13 protein-coding genes, 3 pseudogenes and 1 riboswitch are annotated in these 21,148 nt (G+C 71.2%); of the genes and pseudogenes, 7 read left to right on the top strand and 9 right to left on the bottom strand.

The window, feature by feature from the left end; all coding sequences use genetic code 11:
• Positions 1–364 precede the first annotated feature (364 nt).
• Positions 365–1,317: pseudogene (locus F0P95_RS17345) on the top strand (Nudix family hydrolase).
• On the opposite strand, the gene F0P95_RS17340 reads toward F0P95_RS17345, so the two are convergent.
• The 3 genes from F0P95_RS17340 to F0P95_RS17330 are packed head-to-tail and all read right to left on the bottom strand — an operon-like array spanning position 1,307 to position 3,518.
• On the bottom strand, positions 1,307–1,891 hold the full coding sequence (locus tag F0P95_RS17340; protein WP_182335263.1) for a DUF4124 domain-containing protein: 585 nt from the start codon (positions 1,889–1,891) through the stop codon (positions 1,307–1,309). The pseudogene F0P95_RS17345 and the gene F0P95_RS17340 overlap by 11 nt on opposite strands.
• 49 nt (positions 1,892–1,940) lie before the next feature.
• On the bottom strand, positions 1,941–2,771 hold the full coding sequence (metF, locus tag F0P95_RS17335) for a methylenetetrahydrofolate reductase [NAD(P)H] (protein WP_182335262.1): 831 nt from the start codon (positions 2,769–2,771) through the stop codon (positions 1,941–1,943).
• 42 nt (positions 2,772–2,813) lie between these two features.
• Complete coding sequence (locus F0P95_RS17330; RefSeq protein ID WP_232528714.1) at positions 2,814–3,518, bottom strand: COG4705 family protein; 705 nt, start codon at positions 3,516–3,518, stop codon at positions 2,814–2,816.
• Between the two features lie 361 nt (positions 3,519–3,879).
• Between F0P95_RS17330 and F0P95_RS17705 the strand changes: the two are divergent.
• Positions 3,880–4,441 (top strand): annotated as a pseudogene (locus F0P95_RS17705) (DUF3228 family protein).
• 7 nt (positions 4,442–4,448) lie between these two features.
• Here the strand turns inward: F0P95_RS17705 and F0P95_RS17400 are convergent.
• The 4 genes and pseudogenes from F0P95_RS17400 to ahcY form a co-directional block, all read right to left on the bottom strand.
• The gene (locus F0P95_RS17400; protein ID WP_198422013.1) at positions 4,449–4,613 is read right to left on the bottom strand and encodes a hypothetical protein; all 165 of its coding nucleotides are present in this window, start codon (positions 4,611–4,613) and stop codon (positions 4,449–4,451) included.
• A 145-nt stretch (positions 4,614–4,758) separates the two neighbouring features.
• Complete coding sequence (locus F0P95_RS17395; RefSeq protein ID WP_198422012.1) at positions 4,759–4,920, bottom strand: hypothetical protein; 162 nt, start codon at positions 4,918–4,920, stop codon at positions 4,759–4,761.
• Between the two features lie 258 nt (positions 4,921–5,178).
• Positions 5,179–5,460: an alpha/beta hydrolase-fold protein gene (locus tag F0P95_RS17390; RefSeq protein WP_198422011.1), complete on the bottom strand. Its 282-nt coding sequence runs from the start codon at positions 5,458–5,460 to the stop codon at positions 5,179–5,181.
• 595 nt (positions 5,461–6,055) lie between these two features.
• A pseudogene (ahcY, locus tag F0P95_RS17310) lies at positions 6,056–7,489 on the bottom strand (adenosylhomocysteinase); the annotation flags it as partial.
• A 33-nt stretch (positions 7,490–7,522) separates the two neighbouring features.
• Positions 7,523–7,629: riboswitch (S-adenosyl-L-homocysteine riboswitch) on the bottom strand.
• 106 nt (positions 7,630–7,735) lie between these two features.
• Here ahcY and F0P95_RS17305 point away from each other — a divergent pair.
• The 3 genes from F0P95_RS17305 (at position 7,736) to F0P95_RS17295 (ending at position 16,264) form a co-directional block, all read left to right on the top strand.
• Entirely contained in the window at positions 7,736–10,240 is a 2,505-nt protein-coding gene (locus F0P95_RS17305; RefSeq protein ID WP_182335261.1) for an alpha/beta hydrolase family protein, read from the top strand.
• A gap of 342 nt (positions 10,241–10,582) precedes the next feature.
• Complete coding sequence (gene ppc / locus F0P95_RS17300) at positions 10,583–13,294, top strand: phosphoenolpyruvate carboxylase (RefSeq protein WP_182335260.1); 2,712 nt, start codon at positions 10,583–10,585, stop codon at positions 13,292–13,294.
• 42 nt (positions 13,295–13,336) lie between these two features.
• On the top strand, positions 13,337–16,264 hold the full coding sequence (locus tag F0P95_RS17295) for a serine/threonine-protein kinase (protein WP_182335259.1): 2,928 nt from the start codon (positions 13,337–13,339) through the stop codon (positions 16,262–16,264).
• A gap of 99 nt (positions 16,265–16,363) precedes the next feature.
• Here F0P95_RS17295 and F0P95_RS17290 read toward each other — a convergent pair whose 3' ends face one another.
• Both F0P95_RS17290 and metK read right to left on the bottom strand, forming a co-directional pair.
• Entirely contained in the window at positions 16,364–16,888 is a 525-nt protein-coding gene (locus F0P95_RS17290; protein WP_182335258.1) for an acyl-CoA thioesterase, read from the bottom strand.
• A gap of 133 nt (positions 16,889–17,021) precedes the next feature.
• Positions 17,022–18,257, bottom strand: coding sequence for a methionine adenosyltransferase (metK, locus tag F0P95_RS17285; RefSeq protein ID WP_182335257.1), 1,236 nt, complete (start codon positions 18,255–18,257; stop codon positions 17,022–17,024).
• Positions 18,258–18,478: 221 nt separating this feature from the next.
• Here metK and olsF point away from each other — a divergent pair, with 221 nt between their 5' ends.
• Together olsF and F0P95_RS17590 are read left to right on the top strand one after the other, a co-directional pair.
• A complete protein-coding gene (gene olsF, locus F0P95_RS17280) occupies positions 18,479–20,191 on the top strand; it encodes a bifunctional ornithine lipid synthase OlsF (RefSeq protein ID WP_182335256.1) in 1,713 nt (570 codons plus the stop codon).
• Complete coding sequence (locus tag F0P95_RS17590) at positions 20,188–21,102, top strand: UDP-2,3-diacylglucosamine diphosphatase (RefSeq protein WP_232528712.1); 915 nt, start codon at positions 20,188–20,190, stop codon at positions 21,100–21,102. The genes olsF and F0P95_RS17590 overlap by 4 nt, the downstream gene beginning before the upstream one ends.
• The last annotated feature ends 46 nt before the right edge of the window (positions 21,103–21,148 follow it).

Raw genomic sequence — 21,148 nt, 5'->3', positions numbered from 1 at the left:
TGCCCCCCGCTCTTTTCTGCTTCCCCGGGCCGGTGCAGCGCACCGGGGCGTCCGCCTGGCCTGCCGTGCGCTGCAGCACAGGCAGGCCACCCTCACCCCCGCGCCCCGGCCGGCCCCGGCATGCGGCCCGCTCTTCGGGCCGGCGTCGCCGGTCGCGCTTCGCGCGATAGCGTCGCCGACCCAGGGAGCCGCCTGCAGGCGCGATCCCGATGGGTGCCGGCAGTCAATCGACACGGCCGTGCACCTCTGGAACGCCGGTGCGGGGCTCGCCCCACACCGGGCCTTCCCGACGGGCGCCCAAGCCGAAAACTGCGCGCATGCAGGCGATTGCGCCGTCCCCCGGGTTTTCGGCATGCTCGGGCGCATGACTCCTCCGTTGCGCTCGATCCACGTCGTGGCCGCCGTCATCACCGACGCGCGTGGCCGCATCCTGCTCAACCGCCGCAATGGCACCAGCGACATGGCCGGGCTGTGGGAATTCCCCGGCGGCAAGCGCGAGCCGGGCGAGACCTCCGAGCAGGCGCTGGCGCGCGAGCTGCACGAAGAGCTTGGCATCGAGGCCGAGGTCGGCGACTGGCTGATGGAAGTGCCGCAGCTCTATCCGGACAAGCGCCTGCGCCTGGAAGTGCGCCTGGTGCAGCGCTGGAAGGGGAGCGCGCGCGGGCGCGAAGGGCAGGCCATCACCTGGGTGGCGCCGGACAGGCTGGGCCGGTATTCGATGCCGCCGGCGGACCTGCCGGTGGTGGCCGCGCTGCGCCAGGGCCGATCGTTACCTGGTCACGCCCGAGCCCGCGGCCGGCGGCGAAGCGTGGCTGGAGGGCGTGCAGGCCGCGGTGGACGCCGGCATCCGCCGGGTGCAGCTGCGCACGCCGCAGGCCGGCGACCGCGCGGCGTTGGCGCGTGACGCGGTGGACCGCCTCGGCCGCCAGGCCGAGCTGTTGCTCAACCGCGACATCGCGCTGGCCAGGGAGCTGGGGGTGGGCGTGCACCTGGGCAGCGAGCAGCTGCAGCAGCTGCAGCAGCGACCGCTGCCGGAAAGCGTCCTGGTCGGCGCCTCCTGCCACGACCTGGCGCAGTTGCAGGCCGCGCAGCGCCTGGGCTGCGACTTCGCCGTGCTCGGCCCGGTGCAGGCCACCGCCAGCCATCCCGGGGCGACGCCGCTGGGATGGGCCGCGTTCGAGCAGCTGCGCGAGCAGGTGTCGCTGCCGATCTACGCCATCGGCGGATTGGCCGCGGCGGATATCGGCACCGCGCCGGCACGGTGCGCAGGGCGTGGCCGCGATCCGCGCGTTGTGGCCGCGGCCGGCTACAGGCTGATCCAGAAGCAGTTGTACTGCCGGCGCAGTTTCAACAGCGTGCGCGACGGCGTGGCGCCCTGCCCGAGGGTCTGTTCCAGGCGCAGCGCGACCGGGCGCGGGCGCCGCGCCGGCATCTCGGTGGACATGGCCGCAGCGTCGCCGCCGGCATGCTCGCCTTCGCCTTCAGGCAGCAGCTCCGGGTCACGCGGGAACACCGGCGCGATGTCGACCAGCGGACGCTGCACGATGGCGTCCAGGCGGTCCATGACCCGCGTGGCTTCGGTGCTGGACAGCCCGCTCCAGGCATAGATGCCGGACAGGTGGTTGGGGGGTCGCGCGCCTCCACCGCCGCGCGGATCTGCGCCACCACCTCGCTGAGCCGGGCGCGCGCAGCTGTCGCGGTACAGGCCGCTGGCGCCGGCGGGACGCGCCTCGGGCAGCAGGCGCGCGCGCGCGCCCATCGCCTCGCAGGGCTTGTCGCCGTATACCGTCCGCCCCTGCGGGTCGGTGCAGCGGTTGACGTGCTGCGCATGCGCGGCACCCGCCCACAGGGGGCAGGGAGCAGCAGGAGCGGCAGCGATCGCATGGGCCAAGCCTAACCCGCGGCCGCGTGACGGGATGTGTACCCGCGCCGGCGGGGGATCAGCCGTGGCCGAGCCGCTGCAGCACCGCGCTGGTCGGCCTGGCCAGGTTGAGCGTGTAGAAGTGCAGCGACGGCGCGCCGCCGGCGATCAGCCGCTCGCACAACGCCGCCACCACGTCGGCACCGAATGCGCGCACCGAGTCGACATCATCGCCATAGGCCTGCATGCGCTTGGCGATCCAGCGCGGGATCTCCGCGCCGCACTGCTCGGAGAAGCGCCGCAGCTGGCTGAAGTTGGAGATCGGCATCACCCCGGGGACGATCGGCACGTCCACGCCCAGCTTGCCGGCGGCATCGACGAACTGGAAGTAGGCGTCGGCGTTGTAGAAGTACTGGGTGATGGCGGCGTCGGCGCCGGCGTCGATCTTGGCCTTGAAATGGCGCAGGTCGGCCAGCGCGTCGCTGGCCTGCGGGTGCGTTTCCGGATACGCGCCGACCTCGATGCGGAACGCGTCGCCGTGCTCGGCGCGGATGAAGGCGATCAGCTCCGAGGCGTAGCGCAGGTCGCCGGGGAAGCCCATGCCCGAAGGCAGGTCGCCGCGCAGGGCGACGATGCGGCGCACGCCGATGGCGCGGTACAGCTTGAGCAGCTCGCGGATCTCCTCGCGGGTACCGCCCACGCAGGACAGGTGCGGCGCGGCCTGCAGGCCATGGTGCTGGTTGAGGTGGCGCACCGTCTCGGAGGTGTAGCTCAGGGTCGAGCCACCGGCGCCGAAGGTACAGGACACGTACTCGGGGGCATGCACCTTGAGCTTGCTCGCGGTGCGGTCCAGCTGCGCGCGCTGGTCATCGGTCTTGGGCGGGTAGAACTCGAAGCTGAGCGCGGTCATGGCGGGGCGGTGAGTGGGCCTGGCCGGGATTATATCTCTCCATCAAGATGGATGTGCAATTGTTTCCGTTGTCACCGGGCGCCCGTGCGTGGGTTCAGTGGGCCCGCCGCGCGGGCGCGCTGCGGCAAACAGCGCGATGCAGGCCACGATCGCGATCAGCAGCACCAGCGAGGCGGCGTAACGGCTCAGCGCCAGCCCCCCGTGATCGAGCGGCTTGTCGAGGAAGTCGCCGACCACCGCGCCCAGTGGCCGGGTGAGGATGAAGGCGGCCCAGAACAGCAGGGTCCTGGACAGGCGGGTCGTCAGGTGCAGTGCCGCGACCAGCGCCAGCAGGCCACCGAACAGGACCATGCCGCCGGCATAGCCCAGCCCCTGGGTATCGGCCGCCCAGTCGCCCAGCGCGGTACCCAGGGTCTGCGAGAAGGTGATGGTCAGCCAGTAGAACAGCTCGCTGCGCCGCGAGTTGATGTGTCCACCACCGAAAACGCTGCCGGTACTGCCGCTGCCAGCAGAACAGGGTGCCCCAGCAGCAATGGCCAGCAGCACGCTGCTGCCGCCGCTGTAGCCGATGCCGGAGCGAGCGGTCCAGGTAGTCTGCCAGGGTGGTCCCCCACGGTGGTGCTGGCGATGATCGCCGCCCAGTACAGGCCAGGGCCGGAAGCCGCTGGCGCGGATCTGCGCCGGCCACGGCGGCGGCGAACACCACGGCGAACAGCGCGGTGCCGGCCAGGTAAGCCCAGGCCCCATCGACATCGTGACCGCGTCGCCACCGACCTCGCCCAGGGTGGTGGCGAGGGATCTTGGTGATCCAGAAAGCGAGGGTGACTTCGGGAACCTTGCTGGCGCCCGGCAGGGGGCGGGTATGCATGACGGCGGTCCGGTGCGTGAGCGACAACGCCCACGGTGCGCGGGCGGGGGTCGGAGCCGTGTCGGAATCCCGCGCGTGGCGCCAGCGGTTCACGCTGCAGACGGTGGACCGGTGACGGGGCGGGCATGCGCAGCGCATGCCGGGCGCAGCGCGCATCCACTGCCGGCGCGGACCCGGCCGCGGCGTGCGCGGGCAGGTGGCGATGGCCGACAATGGCCGGGTTTTCCGAACGTCCCGGCCATGTCGATCTTCCTCACCCCCTTCGCCCGTACCCCGCCTGTTCCCCCGCACGCCGCGCCCGAACACGATCCGCGACTGCACGCCCCGAACAGTTCGAGCGGCACCTCAACGCACATGCGCCGCTGCGCGTGCTCGATGGCTATGCGCCGTTCTGCAAGCTGCACGTGCACCCGCAACTGGACCTCCACCCGCTGCCTGACGGTGCCGGTCACCGATGGCAACCGCCACCTGCTGCGCTCGGCCTACGAGGCCGCGCACGCGCGAGGAACTGCCGGTACTGGTGCGCTGGTTCGAAGGCGTGGAGCCGCCGGTGGCCGATTACCTGGTCGTCATCCTCTACAGCCGCGAAACAGCTGGCCAAGGAGGGCGCGCCCATCGAGGCCGACTGGGGCGTGGTCGGCTGCCCTGTACACCGCCGAGCCGGCGGAAATCCCGATGGCGCCGATCACCATGATGCGCAATGCGCTCGGCGTGGAGGAGGGCGGCTCGGGCGTGCCCATCGACCGCGATGCCTACCGGCGCGCGGTGGAATTCTGGGGAAGCGAACGCGAACTGGCGCTGAGCCGCGCTCAGTGCGCCGGGCGGTAGTCGAGCGCCAGGCGCAGCATGTCGCGATGCTGGATGCCGTCCTCGACGATCGCTTCGTCGTAGTTGCGCAGGAAGAAGTCGCGGTCCACCTGGAACACGCGGAAGCCATGCCGCTGGTAGAAACGCGAGCGGGTAGCCGAAGGCACCGGGTGCCGACTTCCAAACCGTAGCGCACCCTCCCGCCGGCAGGTGTCGATCACGTGCACCAGCAGCCGCGAACCGATGCCCGCGCTGCTGCCAGGCCGGATCGGACCGCGATGTTGATCAGCTCGTGGCGGCCCGGCGCGTGCGTCACCACCGCGCAGATGCCGGCGATGGCGCCGTCCACGCCGCGCGGCGAAACAGCGTGCGCCCCGGCAGGTAGGCGCGTACCTTGGACTCGGAAGGATCGGCCAGCAGGAGCAGCGCCAGCGGCGCGTCGGTCGGCGGTACTTCGTGGATCGAAAGCGACATGTTTTGAACCGGGGTCAGGGCAAACCGGGGATCGGGCGTCGGATTCTCCACCGGAAGCCGAATCCCGCGCCGGCTTGCGGCCATGCGCCTGGTCGCCTCCCGCGAAGGGTCAGCGCCCGCCGTCGCCCGCTGCCGGGGGTGGCTGGATACATGCCGCTCCGATCGCCATCGCCTCGATGCGCGGTGTAGATGGTGTCGTGGCGCAGGTCCGGGCGCGGGCAGTGCCTGCCCATTGCAGGTGGGCAGGGCCGGCACGCTTCACCGTGTCCGACAGCGCCTGCGCGTGCGGGCCGATGGTGTCCTCGGTCGCCCCAGGCCAGCCAGCATCCGGCCCTCCAGGCCGGGCATGCCCTGCAGCCGCACGCCGGCGCTGCGGGTGAGCGCCGCGTCGTTCCACCACAGGCTGGGGCTGAAGGCGATCCAGGTATCGAACAGGGTCGGCTGCTCGAACAGGGTTTCGACGATGAACAGCCCGGCCAGCGACTCGCCGATGATGCCGCGCGAGCCCGTGGTGCGGTAACGGCGTTCGATCTCGGGCACCAGCTCCTCGGCGATGAACGCGCGGAAACGCGGCCGAGCCGCCGACCACCGGCGCGATGCGGCGGTCGCTGTCCACCCGGGTCGGGCCGGGTCATGTCGCGGCGGCGCTGGGTATTCTCCGATGCCGACCACCAGCAGCGGCGCGATCCGGCCGGCGCGGATGCCCGGCATCGACCGGTGGCGGCCACGTGCGGGAAGTCCTCGGCGGTGCCGCCATCGGGCCATGTACAGCACCGGATGCGCCCACCGCCCGCGTCGGCGGGCGGCAGGTAGACGTTGATGGTGCGCGCCTCCTGCAGGCGCTGCGACTGGATGACGAAGCTGTCGTGTGCCGGCAGCGCCGGTTGCGCGCTGGGCGATGCCTGGCAGGGCTGCCATCAGCAGGGCCGCGATGGCGGGAAGCATCGATTTCATCGTCATGTCGGTGGACGGCGTCGGGGCAGGGTCCGCGCAGGGTAGCCAAGCGCGCGTGGCCGGCGGGAGAACACGTGCCGCGGTCGTGGGCGTCCCGGCGAAAAGCATGACGGGCGCCCTGCGGCGCCCGTCGTGGTGTTTCACGCGATGACCGGCGCGCCGGTCAGTAGCGGTAGTGCTCCGGCTTGAACGGGCCGTCGACCGGCACGCCGAGGTAGTCGGCCTGTTCCTGGGTCAGGGTGGTCAGCTTGACGCCGATTTTTTCCAGGTGCAGGCGAGCCACTTTCCTCGTCCAGCTTCTTCGGCAGGGCGGTAGACGTCGGCCGTGTAGCTGTCCTTGTTGGCCCACAGGTCGATCTGCCGCCAGGGTCTGGTTGGCGAAGCTGTTGGACATCACGAAGCTCGGGTGGCCGGTGGCGCAGCCCAGGTTCACCAGGCGGCCCTCGGCCAGCAGGAAGATCGCGTTGCCGTTCGGGAACACGTACTTGTCCACCTGCGGCTTGATGTTGGATCTTCTTCACGCCGGCCGTAGCCGTTCAGCGCATCGGACCTGGATCTCGTTGTCGAAATGGCCGATGTTGCAGACGATGGCCTGGTCCTTCATCGCGCTCAGGTGCTCGATGCGGATGATGTCCTTGTTGCCGGTGGTGGTGACGTAGATGTCGGCGCGGCCCAGGGTGGACTCGATGGTGTTGACCTCGAAGCCCTCCATCGCCGCCTGCAGGGCGCAGATCGGGTCGATCTCGGTGACGATCACGCGCGCGCCGTAGGCGCGCAGCGAGTGCGCCGAGCCCTTGCCGACGTCGCCGTAGCCGCAGACCACGGCGACCTTGCCGGCCAGCATCACGTCCATCGCGCGCTTGAGCCCGTCGGCCAGCGATTCGCGGCAGCCGTACAGGTTGTCGAACTTGCTCTTGGTGACCGAGTCGTTGACGTTGATCGCCGGGACCAGCAGGGTGCCGGCTTCGGCCAGTTGGTACAGGCGGTGCACGCCGGTGGTGGTCTCCTCGGAGACGCCCTTCCAGTCCTTGACCACGCGGGTCCAGTAGCCCGGGCGCTCGGCGTGCACGCGCTTGAGCAGGTTCTTGATGACCTGTTCCTCATGCGAGCCGGACGGGGTGTTCACCCAGTCGCTGCCGTTCTCCAGCTCGTAGCCCTTGTGGATCAGCAGGGTGACGTCGCCACCGTCGTCGACCACCAGTTCCGGCCCCAGCAGGGTGCCGTCGGCGGCCTTGAAGGTCAGCGCCTCCAGGGTGCAGTCCCAGTACTCCTCCAGGGTCTCGCCCTTCCACGCGAACACCGGCGTGCCGGTGGCGGCGATGGCGGCGGCCGCCTGGTCCTGGGTGGAGAAGATGTTGCACGAGGCCCAGCGCACGTCGCCGCCGATGTCCTTGAGCGTTTCGATCAGCACCGCGGTCTGGATGGTCATGTGCAGCGAGCCGGTCACGCGCACGCCCTTGAGCGGCTGCGTGGCGGCGTGCTTGCGGCGGATCGCCATCAGCCCGGGCATCTCGTGCTCGGCGATGTCGATTTCCTTGCGGCCCCAGTCGGCCAGCGAGATGTCGGCGACCTTGTAGTCGCCTTCCTGGGAGAAGGTCTTTGCAACAGCGTTCATGTGAAGCTCCGGTGTGGTGCGAGCAGGGCTCGCGTTCGCCGGGCGCCGTTGTTGCATGCGGTGCCGTCCGAGCCTGGCCGCCGTGCCGGTCCGGCCCTTGCGGGGGACTCCACACGGCGGTCGCAGCGCCCCTCGGACGGGGGCGCCGATTATATCGCGCGCCGGCCCTGCCCAACCAAAGGCAGGGGAGCCGCCAGCCGGGGATTGTTAACGTGTGCGGTTGAAACCGCCCAGATGAGGATTGCCATGACGATGTTCGCTTCCCGCCGCCCCCGCCGCGCGTCCGCGGCGCTGGTGCTGTGCGCCGGCCTGCTGCTGGCCGTGCCGCCGTTGCTGGCGGCCGCCCCGGCCGCCAACGCCGCCGCCAGCGATGCCCAGGGCTACCGCCTGCCGTCGGCGGCGCTGCAGGCGGTGGTCGACGCCCCGCGCGCGCCGACCCTGCGGCTGTCGCCGCGCCGCGACCTGGCGGCGATGCTGCAGACCCCGCCGCTGCCGTCGATCGCCCAGGTGGCGCAGCCGGAGCTGAAGCTGGCCGGCCTGCGGATCAACCCCAGGACCTTTTCCGACAGCCGTTTCTCGTTCGGCAGCAGACTGTGGCTGATCTCCACCGCCGATGGCGCCGAGCGCCAGATCAGCGGCCTGCCGCAGCCGCTGTCGGTGGCCTCGCTGGCCTGGTCGCCGGACCAGAAGTACCTGGCGTTCAACCAGGTGGACCCGGCCAGCGGCAGCAACGAGCTGTGGCTGGTGGACGTGGCCGCCGGCAGCGCGCGGCGGGTGGCCGAGCGGCTGAACTCGGTGGTCGGCAACGGCTATGCATGGCTGCCGGGCGGCGCTGCGCTGCTGGTGATGCAGCGCCCGGCCGGCCAGGGCGCCGCGCCGGTGGGCGATGGCATCCCCACTGGACCGGCGGTGCAGCAGACCGAGGCGGGCCGGGGCGTGCGCTCGGTGCGCACCTACCAGGACCTGTTGAAGAACGACCATGACGCGCGCCTGTTCGAGTATTACCTGCAGGCGCAGCCGGTGCGGGTGGCGATCAACGGCGAAAGCCGTCCGCTGGGCATGCCGGGCCTGTACCTGGGGCTGTCATCCTCGCCGGATGGCAACTATCTGCTCAGCCAGCGCGTGGAGCGGCCGTTCTCCTATGCGGTGCCGGTCGGCAGCTTCCCGCGCCGTATCGAGGTGCTGGACGCGCAGGGCCGGGTCGCGCACACGGTGGCCAGGCTGCCGCTGGTCGAAGGCCTGCCCACCGGCAACGACGCGGTGCCGACCGGAGTGCGTTCGATCTCCTGGCGCGCCGACGCGCCGGCCACCCTGGTCTGGGCCGAAGCGCAGGATGGCGGCGATCCGGCGCGCGAGGCGGCGATCCGCGACGCGGTGCTGGTCCAGGCCGCGCCGTTCGACCGGCCGCCGGTGACCCTGGCGCGCCTGGCCGCGCGCTATGCCGGCATCAGCTGGGGCCGTGGCGACGTCGCCCTGCTCAACGAGTACTGGTGGAAGACGCGCCAGGTGCGTGAGTGGAAGATCGCCCCGGACCATCCGGAGCAGGCGCCGCAGCTGGTGTCCGAACGTTCCGGCGACGATCGCTACGGCGATCCGGGCGCGCCGTTGCTACAGCCCGACGACGGTGGCCGTTCGCGCCTGCAGTTCAGCGCCGACGGGCGCAGCTTCTATCGCGTCGGCGACGGTGCCTCGCCGCAAGGCGACCGCCCGTTCCTGGACCGGATCGACCTGGACAGCGGCAGCAGCGAGCGCCTGTTCCATTCGCAGGCGCCGTACTACGAGACGCCGGTGGCGGTGATCGACGGCCCCACGCCGCGCGTGCTGTACAGCCGCGAGTCCAACGACGAGCCGTCCAACCTGTACACCCGTGCGCTGGGCGATGCGACGGCTCCGTTCGCCCTGACCCGCAATACGCACCCGCTGCCGCAGCTGCGTGGCGTGAGCAAGGAGCAGATCCGCTACACGCGCAACGACGGCGTCGAACTCACCGCCGACCTGCTGCTGCCGCCCGGTTACGACCCGAAGAAGGACGGTCCGCGCCCGCTGCTGATGTGGGCCTATCCGGCCGAGTTCAAGTCGGCCGGCGATGCCAGCCAGGTCAGCGGCTCCCCGCACCGTTTCAATGCGATCAGCTACTGGGGCCCGCAGGCGTTCCTGGCCAAGGGCTACGTGGTGCTCAACAACCCGACCATGCCGATCGTCGGCGAGGGTGATGCCGAGCCCAACGACACCTACGTGCAGCAGCTGGTGGCCAGCGCGCAGGCGGCGGTGGACGAAGTGGTGCGCCGTGGCGTGGCCGACCGCGGCCGCATCGCCGTCGGCGGACATTCCTATGGCGCGTTCATGACCGCCAACCTGCTGGCGCACACGCGCCTGTTCAAGGCCGGCATCGCCCGCTCCGGCGCCTACAACCGCACGCTGACCCCGTTCGGCTTCCAGGCCGAGGAGCGCAATTACTGGCAGGTGCAGGACACCTACCTGAAGATGTCGCCGTTCAACTACGCCGGCGACATCAAGGACGCGATCCTGTTCATCCATGGTGTGGACGACAACAATTCGGGCACGTTCCCGATGCAGAGCGAGCGCATGTTCGCCGCGGTCAAGGGCCTGGGCGGCAACGCGCGGCTGGTGATGCTGCCCAACGAATCGCATGCCTACCGCGCGCGCGAATCGATCATGACCATGCTCGCCGAGAGCGAGGACTGGCTGGACCGCTGGCTGGCGGCACCGGCGAAGGACGGCAAGCGGTAATCCCGCCGCGGGCCGGCGCATGCCGGCGTTCCGCGCGCCCGCCCCACGGTCTGCGTCGCAGGCCGTGGGGCTTTTTTTTTTTCCGGCTGCGGTGGCGCCGTGTCTTCGCGGCGCCCTCTCCAGCATTCTCGCCGGGAGCGAGTGCTGCTGCAGGAATCCCGCCGTCACCCCGGTCATCCACTGTCCACGGCGAGGCGCCCGCGGCGCCATTCCGATGTCCGCAACGACAGCCGTCGGACAACATGCAGATGCAACCATTTCTCCGGTTGATGCACTGCAAAAAACGCGGAATTTTTCAGTTAGGCTTGGGGACGTTCCCGCTTCCGAGGTTCCGGTTCCTGGATGAACGAGTACCGCAGCAGCGTCGTCTTCGCCACCCCCGACCTGCCCCTGCGCGACGACGTCCGTCGCCTCGGCGCGATGGTCGGCGATCTCCTTTCCGAACAGGTCTCGCCCGCGTTCCTCGATGAAGTGGAGGAGGTGCGCACCGCCGCGATCGCGCGCCGCGAGAGCCAGGCGCCGCTGGCCACGCTCAGCGCGCAACTGGCCGGGCGCACGCCGCGCCAGGCCGAGGCGCTGGTGCGCGCGTTCAGTACCTACTTCCAGGTGGTGAACATCGCCGAGCGCGTGCACCGCATCCGCCGCCGCCGCGACTACCAGCGCGCCGGCACCAAGCGTCCGCAGCCCGAAGGCCTGCAGGATGCTCTGCAGCAGCTCAAGGCGCAGGGCGTGACCCTGGAAGAGCTGGTGCAGTGGTTGCCGCGCATCGACATCGAGCCGGTGTTCACCGCCCATCCCACCGAGGCGGTGCGCCGCGCGCTGCTGGAAAAAGAGCAGCTGATGGTGGCGAGCCTGGTGGACAACCTCGACGGCCAGCGCACGCCGGGCGAGCAGGCCGCCGATACCGCGCGCCTGCGCATGGCGCTCACCGCGTCGTGGCAGACCGCCGATTCATCGCCGGTGCGGCCCGGCGTGGAGGATGAGCGCGAGCACGTCGGCTTCTACCTCACCCGGGTGCTGTACCGGGTGATGCCGGTGTTCTACGAATCGCTGGAGCAGGCGCTGCGCGACACCTGGGGCCGCACCCTGCCGCTGCCGCGGCTGGTGCGCTTCGGCACCTGGGTGGGCGGCGACATGGACGGCAACCCCAATGTCGATGCGGGCACCATCGCCGCCACCTTGAACGCGCAGCGCGCCGCGGTGCTGGAGCTGTACCAGAAGGACCTGCTCAAGCTCGCCAGCCTGCTCAGCCAGTCCACCGAACTGGTCGGGGTGAGCGAGGCGGTGCGCGCGCGCGTGGATGCCTATCGCGCGCTGTTGCCGCAGGTGCAGTCGCGCCCGCGCCACGCCGACATGCCCTACCGCCTGCTCAACGACCGCATGCGCGCGCGGCTGCAGGCCACGCTCGACGATGCCGGGGGCGCGTACCGCTCGCCGGATGAACTGGTCGACGACATCCAGCTGATCCTCGACAGCCTGGACGCGAACCGCGGCCGCCACGCCGGCTGGTTCTCGGTGCGGCGCCTGCTGTGGCGCGTGCGCACCTTCGGCTTCCACCTGGCGCGGCTGGACGTGCGCCAGGAATCGAGCGTGCATGCGCGCGCGCTGGCCGAGGTGCTGGGCGGGCAGGCGGCATTCGAGGCGCTGGACGGCGCGGCGCGCGCCCGCCTGCTGGCGCCCTATGCCGCCGGCGAGACGACCTTGCCGCGGGGCGACGACGAAGCCGGGCAGCGGCTGGACAAGGTGTTCGCGGCGCTGGCCGATGCGCGCGCCCGGCACGGTGCCGACGCGCTGGGCAGCTACATCATCTCGATGGCCCACGACCGCGGCGACGTGCTCGCGGTGCTGGCGCTGGCGCGCCGTGGCGGCCTGGTCGACGCCGGCAACGCGGTGCCGCTGGACATCGCGCCGCTGTTCGAGACGGTGGACGACCTGCACCACGGCACCGCGACCCTGGGCGATCTGCTGGACGACCCGGTGTACCGCGCGCACCTGGCCGCGCGTGGCGATGTGCAGATGGTGATGCTCGGCTACTCGGACAGCGGCAAGGACGGTGGCATCGCCGCCTCGCGCTGGGGGTTGCAGCAGGCGCAGGTGGAACTGCTGGCCGTGGCCGCCGCCCACGGCGTGCGCCTGACCTTCTTCCACGGCCGCGGCGGTTCGATCAGCCGTGGCGGCACCAAGACCACGCATGCGGTCGACGCCTCGCCGCCGGGCAGCATCGACGGCCGTCTGCGGGTCACCGAGCAGGGCGAGGTGATCCACCGCAAGTACGGCATCCGCGCGCTGGCGCTGCGCTCGCTGGAGCAGGCCGCCGGCGCGGTGCTGCGGGCCAGCCTGCGCCCGCGCGCCGCCGAGCCGCGCGAGCGGCTGTGGACGCCGGTGATGGACATCGTCGCGGCCGAGAGCGCGCGCCGCTACCGTGGCTTCGTCGGCGACGCGCAGTTCATGGATTACTTCCGCAACGCCACTCCGATCGACGTGATCGAGCGCATGACCCTGGGCTCGCGGCCCTCGCGCCGGCTCGGCCAGGACGCGGCCCTGTCCAACCTGCGCGCGATCCCGTGGGTGTTCGCCTGGAGCCAGGCGCGCGCGGTGATTCCCGGCTGGTTCGGCGTGGGCAGCGGCCTGCAGGCCGCCGCCGATGCGGGCCACGAGGAGCGGCTGCGCGAGATGGCGCACGACTGGCCGTTCTTCGCCACCTTCCTGGACGACATGGCGATGGTGCTGAGCAAGGGCGACATCCACATCGCCGAGCAGTTCTCGCGCCTGGCCGGGCCGCTGCACGCGCGCTTCTTCCCGGTGATCCGCGAAGAGCTGGCGCTGACCGGGCATTGGGTCAAGCGGCTCAGCGGGCAGCAGGAACTGCTCGCGCACGATCCGCGGCTGGCGCTGTCCATCCGCCTGCGCAACCCCTACATCGACCCGATCAGCACCCTGCAGGTGGACCTGCTGCAGCGCTGGCGGCACAGTGGCCGCGAGGACGAGGCGCTGCTGCGCGCGCTGGTGGCCTGCGTGAACGGGGTGTCGCAGGGCGTGCAGAATACCGGCTGACGGCGGCCTGCCGCACGGGGAGGGGAACGGGGAATGGGGACGATGCGCGAAGGGGAGGGGAACGCTGGCGACGCGGCGCGTTACCACCGGGTCAAGCAGATCGTGCTGCAGGCGCTGGACCTGCAGGGCAGCGCCCGCGAGGAACTGATCGTCCGCGAGGCGGGCGGCGACGCGACGATCGCCGATGAAGTGCGGGCGCTGCTTGCCGGCATGGAGGCAGACCAGACGCTGGTGGTGTCGTGCCGCTCGCCCGGGCTGCCGCCGCCCGATCCGGGGCAGGACCTCAGCGGCCAGGAGGCATCGGCCGACGCCAGCCGCGAGTACCGCCTGCTGCAGCGCCTGGGCGCCGGCGGCATGGGCGTGGTGTACCTGGCCGAACGCAGCCACGGCGGCTTCGTGCAGAAGGTCGCGCTGAAGCTGCTCAACCCGGTGGCCGAGGCGTCGCCGGAACTGCGCGAACGCTTCGCCCGCGAGCGCGAGCTGCTGGCACGGCTGGACCACCCCGGCATCGCGCGCCTGCTCGACGGCGGCATCCTCGCCGACGGCCGTCCGTTCCTGGCCATGGAGTACGTCGAAGGCGTGCGCGTGGACGTGCACGCCGCGCACCTGCCGCTGGACGAGCGCATCGCGCTGTTCGTCAGGATCTGCGAAGCAGTGGCCGAGGCGCACCGCTGCCTGGTGATCCATCGCGATCTCAAGCCGGCCAACATCCTGGTCGACGCCCGCGGCCAGCCGCGGCTGCTGGATTTCGGCATCGCCCGCCTGATCGACGAGGACAGCGCGGCGGCCGGCGATACCCGTACCGGCCAGCATGCGCTCACCCTGGCCTATGCCAGCCCCGAGCAGCTCGCCTGCCAGCCGCTGACCACCGCCACCGACGTCTACTCGCTGGGCGCGGTGCTGTACCAGCTGGTCTGCGGGCAGTTGCCGTTCGCCGAGATCGACAATCCGGCCGGCCTGTACAACGCCATCGCCAACACCGACGTGCCGCCGCCCAGTCGCCGGCTGCGCGACACCGGCACGCCGCGGCCGCGCACCCGCGCGGTGCCGGCCGACATCGATGCCATCGTGCTCAAGACGCTGCGCAAGGAGCCGGAGCGTCGCTACGCCTCGGTCGCGGCACTGGCCGAGGACCTGCGCCGTTACCTGGCCCATCGCCCGGTCAGCGCGCGCGCCGGCGAGCGCGGTTATCGCGCGCGGCGGCTGCTGCGGCGCAATGCCTGGCCGCTGGCCGCCGCCACGCTGGTGCTGCTGTCGGTACTGGGCGGCCTGCTGGCCTCGGTGTTGGCCCTGCGCGAGGCGCGGGCGCAGCAGGCGCTGGCCGAACGCCGCGGCCAGGAGCTGCAGCGGATCGTCGATTTCCAGCGGAGCACGCTGGAAAGCGTGGACATCCAGGCAATGGGGCGCTCGCTGGCCGAAGCGCAGAAGGACATGCTGCTCAAGGCCGATGCGGCATCCGGGCGGAAACTGGCTTCGCCGCAGGTGCTGCAGCTGGTGGATGCCGCGGCCGCGCGCGGTGCCACCGACCTCGCCCGCGATGCGCTGGAGACCTACGTGGTGGCGCATGCGCTGGACCGGATCGGGAACGAGGTGGACGACGACGCCGCGCTGGCGGCGGAGCTGAGGCAGTCGCTGGCCGGCGTGCTGCATGCGATCGGCAGCAACGTCGGCGCCGAGGCGCAGTTGCGGCGGGTGCTGGAGCAGCGGCAGGCGCTGGCAGCGGACAGCCCGGAGCGGCTGTCTACGGAATTGGCGCTGGCGGGGGTGCTGGTCACCCTCGGGCGCCCGGACGAGGCGCAGCGCCTGTACATGCAGGTGCACGCCGCCACCGCGGCACGGCCGATGAGCGATCCGCAGCGGCTGGAGGCCGAACTGGGGCGGGCCATCGTGATGATCATCCAGGGCCGCTTCGACGACGCCATCGCCGCCTACGACGCGATCCGCACGGGTGTCGGCGGCGCGCTGCCGGAAAGCGACGAGCGCATGCTGCGCCTGCGCCGTTACCGCATCGACGCGCTGATCCAGGCCGGCCGTCGCGAGAAGGCCGGGCCGGAGGCCGAGGCGTTGTTGTCGCTGTACCAGCGGGCCCTGGGGGCCACGCATCGCGACACGCTGTACGTGGCGCTGGTCCAGGCCAAGCTGCTGCGCGAGCAGAAGCAGTTCGAACAGTCGCAGGTGCTGGCCCGCAGCGTGGCCGACGTGCTGGCGCGGCGCTACGGCGAAGGCCATCCGGACACCGTGTCGGCGCGCTACCTGGTGGCGACCAACGGCTTCGCGCTTGCCCGGGACGATGCGGCGCTGGCCCAGGTGCAGGCCGATATCGAGCGCGTCGTCGAGTACCGGCGCCAGCAGCAGGGCGAAGACAGCGCCCAGGCCGTGTCGCCGATGACCGGGCTGGTCGGCGTGCTGAGCAAGCGCGCCGCGCTGGCCGACGACCCGGCCGCCAGTGCCGGGTTCATGGCGCAGGCGCTGCGGGTACAGCAGGCCGTGCTGGATTCGCACCTGCAGCACCGCGGTCCGGATCATCCCAATACCCTGCTGGCGCAGGGCAGCCTGGCGAGCCTGCTGCACCGGCAGGGGCGCCACGCGCAGGCGTTGCCGCATGCGCAGCGCTGCCTCGAGGGCCAGCGGCGCACGCTCGCGGCGGACCACCCGATCATCGCCGGAACATGGAGCCTGAACGGCGACATCCTGCTCGCCCTGGGCCGGCTGGAACCGGCGCGTGCGGCCTATGCGACGGCCTTGCAGCTGCGTACGCAGAAGCTGGGCGCCCAGGCGCCGAACACGATCGAAAGCGCCGCGCGCCTGTACGCGTTGCTGCAGCGCCTGCAGCGCCCGGACGAGGCCAGCGTGCTGCGCACCCGCTACCTGGACCCGGTGGTGAAGATGGACCCCGCGCACTTGGATGCCGGGATGCGTTCGGTCCGCGACAAGGCAAGGGACGTGATCGCCGCGGCCGGCGGCCGCTGAAGGCGCGGTGGCCATGATGGGGCTGACCGGCGCCGCGCTTGCGGTGCCCGCCCGCGTCCCCGTTCCGGTTGCAGCGGCCGGCAGCGCGCCGGCGCGGCGCTACGGGGACCGCGTCTGCGTGGCGGGGGCGGGGCTGCTGCCGAGCAGCTCCCGGTGGCGCTGCTCCATGTCCTGCCGCAGCTGGCGGCGGATCTGCGCGGCGGCATAGCGACGCGTCTCGTCGCCGGTCGCCGGCTGCAGCGGCGGCACCGGCGGCACCGGCGTGGGCCTGCCGTCGTCGTCCACCGCGACCATGGTGAAGAAGCAGCTGTTGGCGTGGCGCACGCTGCCCTTGCGGATGTCCTCGGCCACCACCTTGATGCCCACCTCCATCGACGAGGTGCCGGTGTAGTTCACCGATGCCAGGAAGGTGACCAGTTCGCCCACTGCGATCGGCTGGCGGAACATCACCTGGTCCACCGACAGGGTGACCACGTAGTTGCCGGCATAGCGGCTGGCACAGGCATAGGCGACCTGGTCGAGCAGGCGCAGCACCGCGCCGCCGTGCACCTTGCCCGAGAAATTGGCCATCTCCGGGGTCATCAGCACGGTCATCGACAACTGGTGGGGCGTGGGTGCGGACATGGGCGGCGACGCGATGGGCGGAGCCGCAGGCTAACCCGGCATGGTGGCTGGATGCACGCGCCGCTGGTCCATCCGCAAATGGAAAGGCCGCCCGTGCGGGCGGCCTTTCCGGTCGGTGCCTGCCGGGCCGGGCTTACTTGAGCTTGGCGGCCTTGCGCAGCGCCTCGGCGCGGTCGGTCTTCTCCCACGAGAACGCGGTGGCGTTCTGGGTCTTGCCGTCGCCGTCGACGTACGAGAATTCCTTCGGCTTGCGGCCGAAGTGGCCGTAGGCGGCGGTCTGCTGGTACATCGGGTGGATCAGGTCGAGCATCTTGATGATGCCGTACGGGCGCAGGTCGAAGTGCGCGCGGATCAGCTTCTCGATCTGCGCGTCGGCGATCTTGCCGGTGCCGAAGGTGGTGACCGAGATCGAGGTCGGCTCGGCCACGCCGATGGCGTAGGAGACCTGCACTTCGCACTTGTCGGCCAGGCCGGCGGCGACCACGTTCTTGGCCACGTAGCGGGCGGCGTAGGCGGCCGAGCGGTCGACCTTGGACGGGTCCTTGCCGGAGAACGCGCCGCCACCGTGGCGGGCCATGCCGCCGTAGGTGTCGACGATGATCTTGCGGCCGGTCAGGCCGCAGTCGCCCACCGGGCCGCCGATCACGAAGATGCCGGTCGGGTTGATGTGCACCTTGTTCTTCGGCAGCGCGTCCAGCCACGCCTTGGGCAGGACCGGCTTGAGGATGTGCTCGCGCACGGCCTCGATCAGGTCCTTCTGCTTCACGCCCGGGTCATGCTGGGTCGACAACACCACCGCATCCAGGCCCTCGATCTTGCCATCCTGGCCGTAGCGCAGGGTGACCTGGCTCTTGGCGTCCGGGCGCAGCCACGGCAGCGGCGAGTTCTTCTTCTTGCGGACCTTGGCCTGCTGCTCGACCAGGCGGTGCGAGTAGTAGATCGGCGCCGGCATGAATTCCGGGGCTTCGTTGCAGGCATAACCGAACATCAGGCCCTGGTCGCCCGCGCCCTGTTCTTCCGGCTTCTTGGCCTTCCTGTCGGTGCCGTCGACGCCGGCGGCGATGTCCGGCGACTGCTTGCCCAGCATGTTGATGATGGCGCAGGTATGGCCGTCGAAGCCGACGTTGGAGTTGTCGTAGCCGATCGCGTTGATGACGTTGCGGGTCAGCTCTTCGATGTCGACCCAGGCCGAGGTGGTGACCTCGCCGGCGACGATCGCCGCACCGGTCTTGACCAGGGTTTCGCAGGCGACGCGGGCGCGCTTGTCCTGGGTCAGGATCGCGTCCAGCACCGCATCGGAAATCTGGTCGGCGATCTTGTCCGGATGGCCTTCGGAGACCGACTCGGAGGTGAAGAGATAGCTGGACATGAGCTTGTATCCCTGTATGCGGATGAAAAGATAGCCGCGCATGATACACGGCCGGGGCACGGCTGGAATAGTGCAGGGCCGGTTGTTGCCATCCGGTTAATAAACCGGTTCACCCACCCCGCCGCTCCCGGGCGGGCGTCACCGAACTGCCGCAAAACCGAAACCGCGCTGCCGCGTGGCGGGCGCAGGCTGCCGGCCAACCGGGCCGTCGGACAACCGCCATGCACCAGATCGAGCAACGCCTGCAGCAGCGCTATCCCGAGTGGTTCCATGGCCCGCGCGGGCACCTGGCGCGGCCGCTGCTGCGCAGCGTGGGGCGCTGGTCGCGGCTGGACCGGGTGCAGGCGTTCCTGCGCCACAACGGCGAGCGCCGCGGCTTCGCTTTCGTCGAAGCCGCGCTGGACTTCCTGGGCAGCCGCTACCAGCTGGACCCCGGCGCGCTGGCGCGGATCCCCGCCAGCGGGCGGCTGCTGGTGGTCGCCAACCATCCCTCCGGCGCGCTCGACGCGCTGGCGTTGCTGGACGCGGTGGGCCAGGTGCGGCGCGACGTGCGCATCATCGCCAACGACCTGCTGGCCGAGCTGGAGCCGCTGCGCGAGCTGCTGCTGCCGGTGCGGATCCTGGGCGGCCGCGCCCGCCGCGACAGTCTGCGCGCGGTGGAACAGACGCTGGCGGCCGAACAGTGCGTGATCGTGTTCCCGGCCGGGGAAGTGTCGCGGCTGTCGCTGCGTGGCATCCGCGATGGCCGCTGGAACCGCGGCTTCGTGCGCTTCGCCAATGCCACCCGGGCGCCGGTGCTGCCGGTGCGGGTGCAGGCGCGCAACTCGGCGCTGTTCTACGGGGCCTCGGCACTGTTCAAGCTGGCCGGCACCGCGTTGCTCGCGCGCGAGATGTTCGCCCGCCGCGGGCGGCCGCTGCGCCTGTGGGTGGGGCAGCCCATGCAGCTGGATCCCGCGCTGGACCCGGCGCTGCAGCTGCAGGCGGTGCGGCACGCACTGTATGCGCTTGGCGGTGGCCACGGGCACGCGGACGGCGCCGGCGACGGGCCCGAACCGCTGGCCGCGGCGATCGCCGCCGAGCGGGTGGCAGCGGACATCGAAGCCGCCGAACTGCTTGGCCAGACCGGCGACGGCAAGCAGATCCGGCTGGCGCGCTGCGCCGCCGGCTCGCCCCTGCTGCTGGAACTGGGCCGGTTGCGCGAGCTGACTTTCCGCCGGGTCGGCGAGGGCACCGGGCGCAGCCGCGACCTGGACGACTTCGACCTGCTGTACCAGCACATCGTGGTCTGGGATGCGACGCAGCAGCGCATCGCCGGCGCCTATCGCGTCATGCGCGGCGCCCAGGCGCTGGCGCGCAGCGGATTGGCCGGGCTCTACACCGCGGCGCTGTTCCGCTACGCGGACGATGCCATCAGCCGCATCGCCGAGGGCATGGAGCTGGGCCGCAGCTTCGTCGTGCCCGACTACTGGGGCAGCCGCAGCCTGGACTACCTGTGGCAGGGCATCGGCGCCTACCTGCGCTGCCAGCCGGGCGTGCGCTACCTGTTCGGTGCGGTGTCGATCAGCGCGGCCTTGCCGCGCGAGGCGCGCGAACAACTGGTCGCCTACTACCAGCGCTACTACGGCGGCGGCCACGGCCTGGTCGAATCGACCCGGCCGTTCCAGTACTTCGCCGCGCCGCCGAGCTTCGGCGACATGGATGCCGATGCCGCGTTCGAGGTGCTCAAGGCCAACCTGGCCGTGCTGGGCACCAGCGTGCCCACCCTCTACCGCCAGTACACGGACCTGTGCGAGCCGGGCGGCGCGCGCTTCCTGGCGTTCGGCGTGGACCCGGATTTCAGCGATTCCATCGACGGCCTGATCGAAGTGGACCTGCAGGCGATCCGGCCGAACAAGCGCAGGCGCTACCTGCGCGACGCCGGGGCCGTGGCATGAGCGCGCCGGCGGCGCTGCTGCCGCGCCGGCGCGCGGTGTTCATCTCCGACACCCACCTGGGCGCGCGCCATTGCCATGCCGCCGAACTGGCGCGCTTCCTGTCCACGCTGCGCTGCGAGCGCCTGTACCTGGTCGGCGACATCGTCGACCTGTGGTGGCTGGCGCAGCGGCGCGCCAGCTGGACCGCGGCGCACAATGCGGTGATCGAGGCGCTGCATGCATTGCGCCGTGCCGGTACCGAGATCATCTACATTCCCGGCAACCACGATGCCCCGCTGCGTCGTACCTGCGGACTGATGCTGCCGGCGATGCAGGTGCGGCGGCGCGCCATCCACGTCACCGCCGATGGCCGCCGCCTGCTGGTGGTGCATGGCGACGACTACGATGCGGTCACGCGCTGGCATCGGCCGGTGCCGACGCGTGCTGCGCGCCCCGCCGCGCCGGCCCACGCGGACGATGGCGCCGGTGCTGCGTCCGCCGCCACACCCCGGCACCGCTGGCGCGGGTTGGCCACCGATCTCCAGTACGCGGTGGGCGACTGGCTGTACGAGCGCATCCTCACCGGCAACCGCCTGCTCAACGCGCTGCGCCGCGGCCTCGGCCTGCGCTACTGGTCGCTGGCCGAGTTCCTCAAGCGGCGCAGCGGCGCGGCCGAGCGCTACATCCAGCGGTTCGTGCAGGCCGGGTTGGACGACGCCCGCCGTCGCGGCCTGGACGGCATCGTCTGCGGCCACATCCACCATGCCGCGCTGGTCGAACGCGATGGCCTGGTGTATGCCAACGACGGCGACTGGGTCGAAAGCCTCACCGCCCTGGCCGAGGATCACGATGGCGGCCTGCGCCTGCTCGACCATGCCGGGCGCAGCCTGGCGTGGCTGCCGCCACGCGCGCCGCTGGCGCGGGCCGCCTGAGCCGGTGTGCATGCTTCTTCCTCACGATGGCGGCGCTATGCTGGCC

The organism is Stenotrophomonas acidaminiphila (assembly GCF_014109845.1).
Taxonomy (GTDB): domain Bacteria; phylum Pseudomonadota; class Gammaproteobacteria; order Xanthomonadales; family Xanthomonadaceae; genus Stenotrophomonas; species Stenotrophomonas acidaminiphila.
Note: the sequence above shows the minus strand (reverse complement) of the source record. Positions and strands in the feature narration are given on the sequence as shown.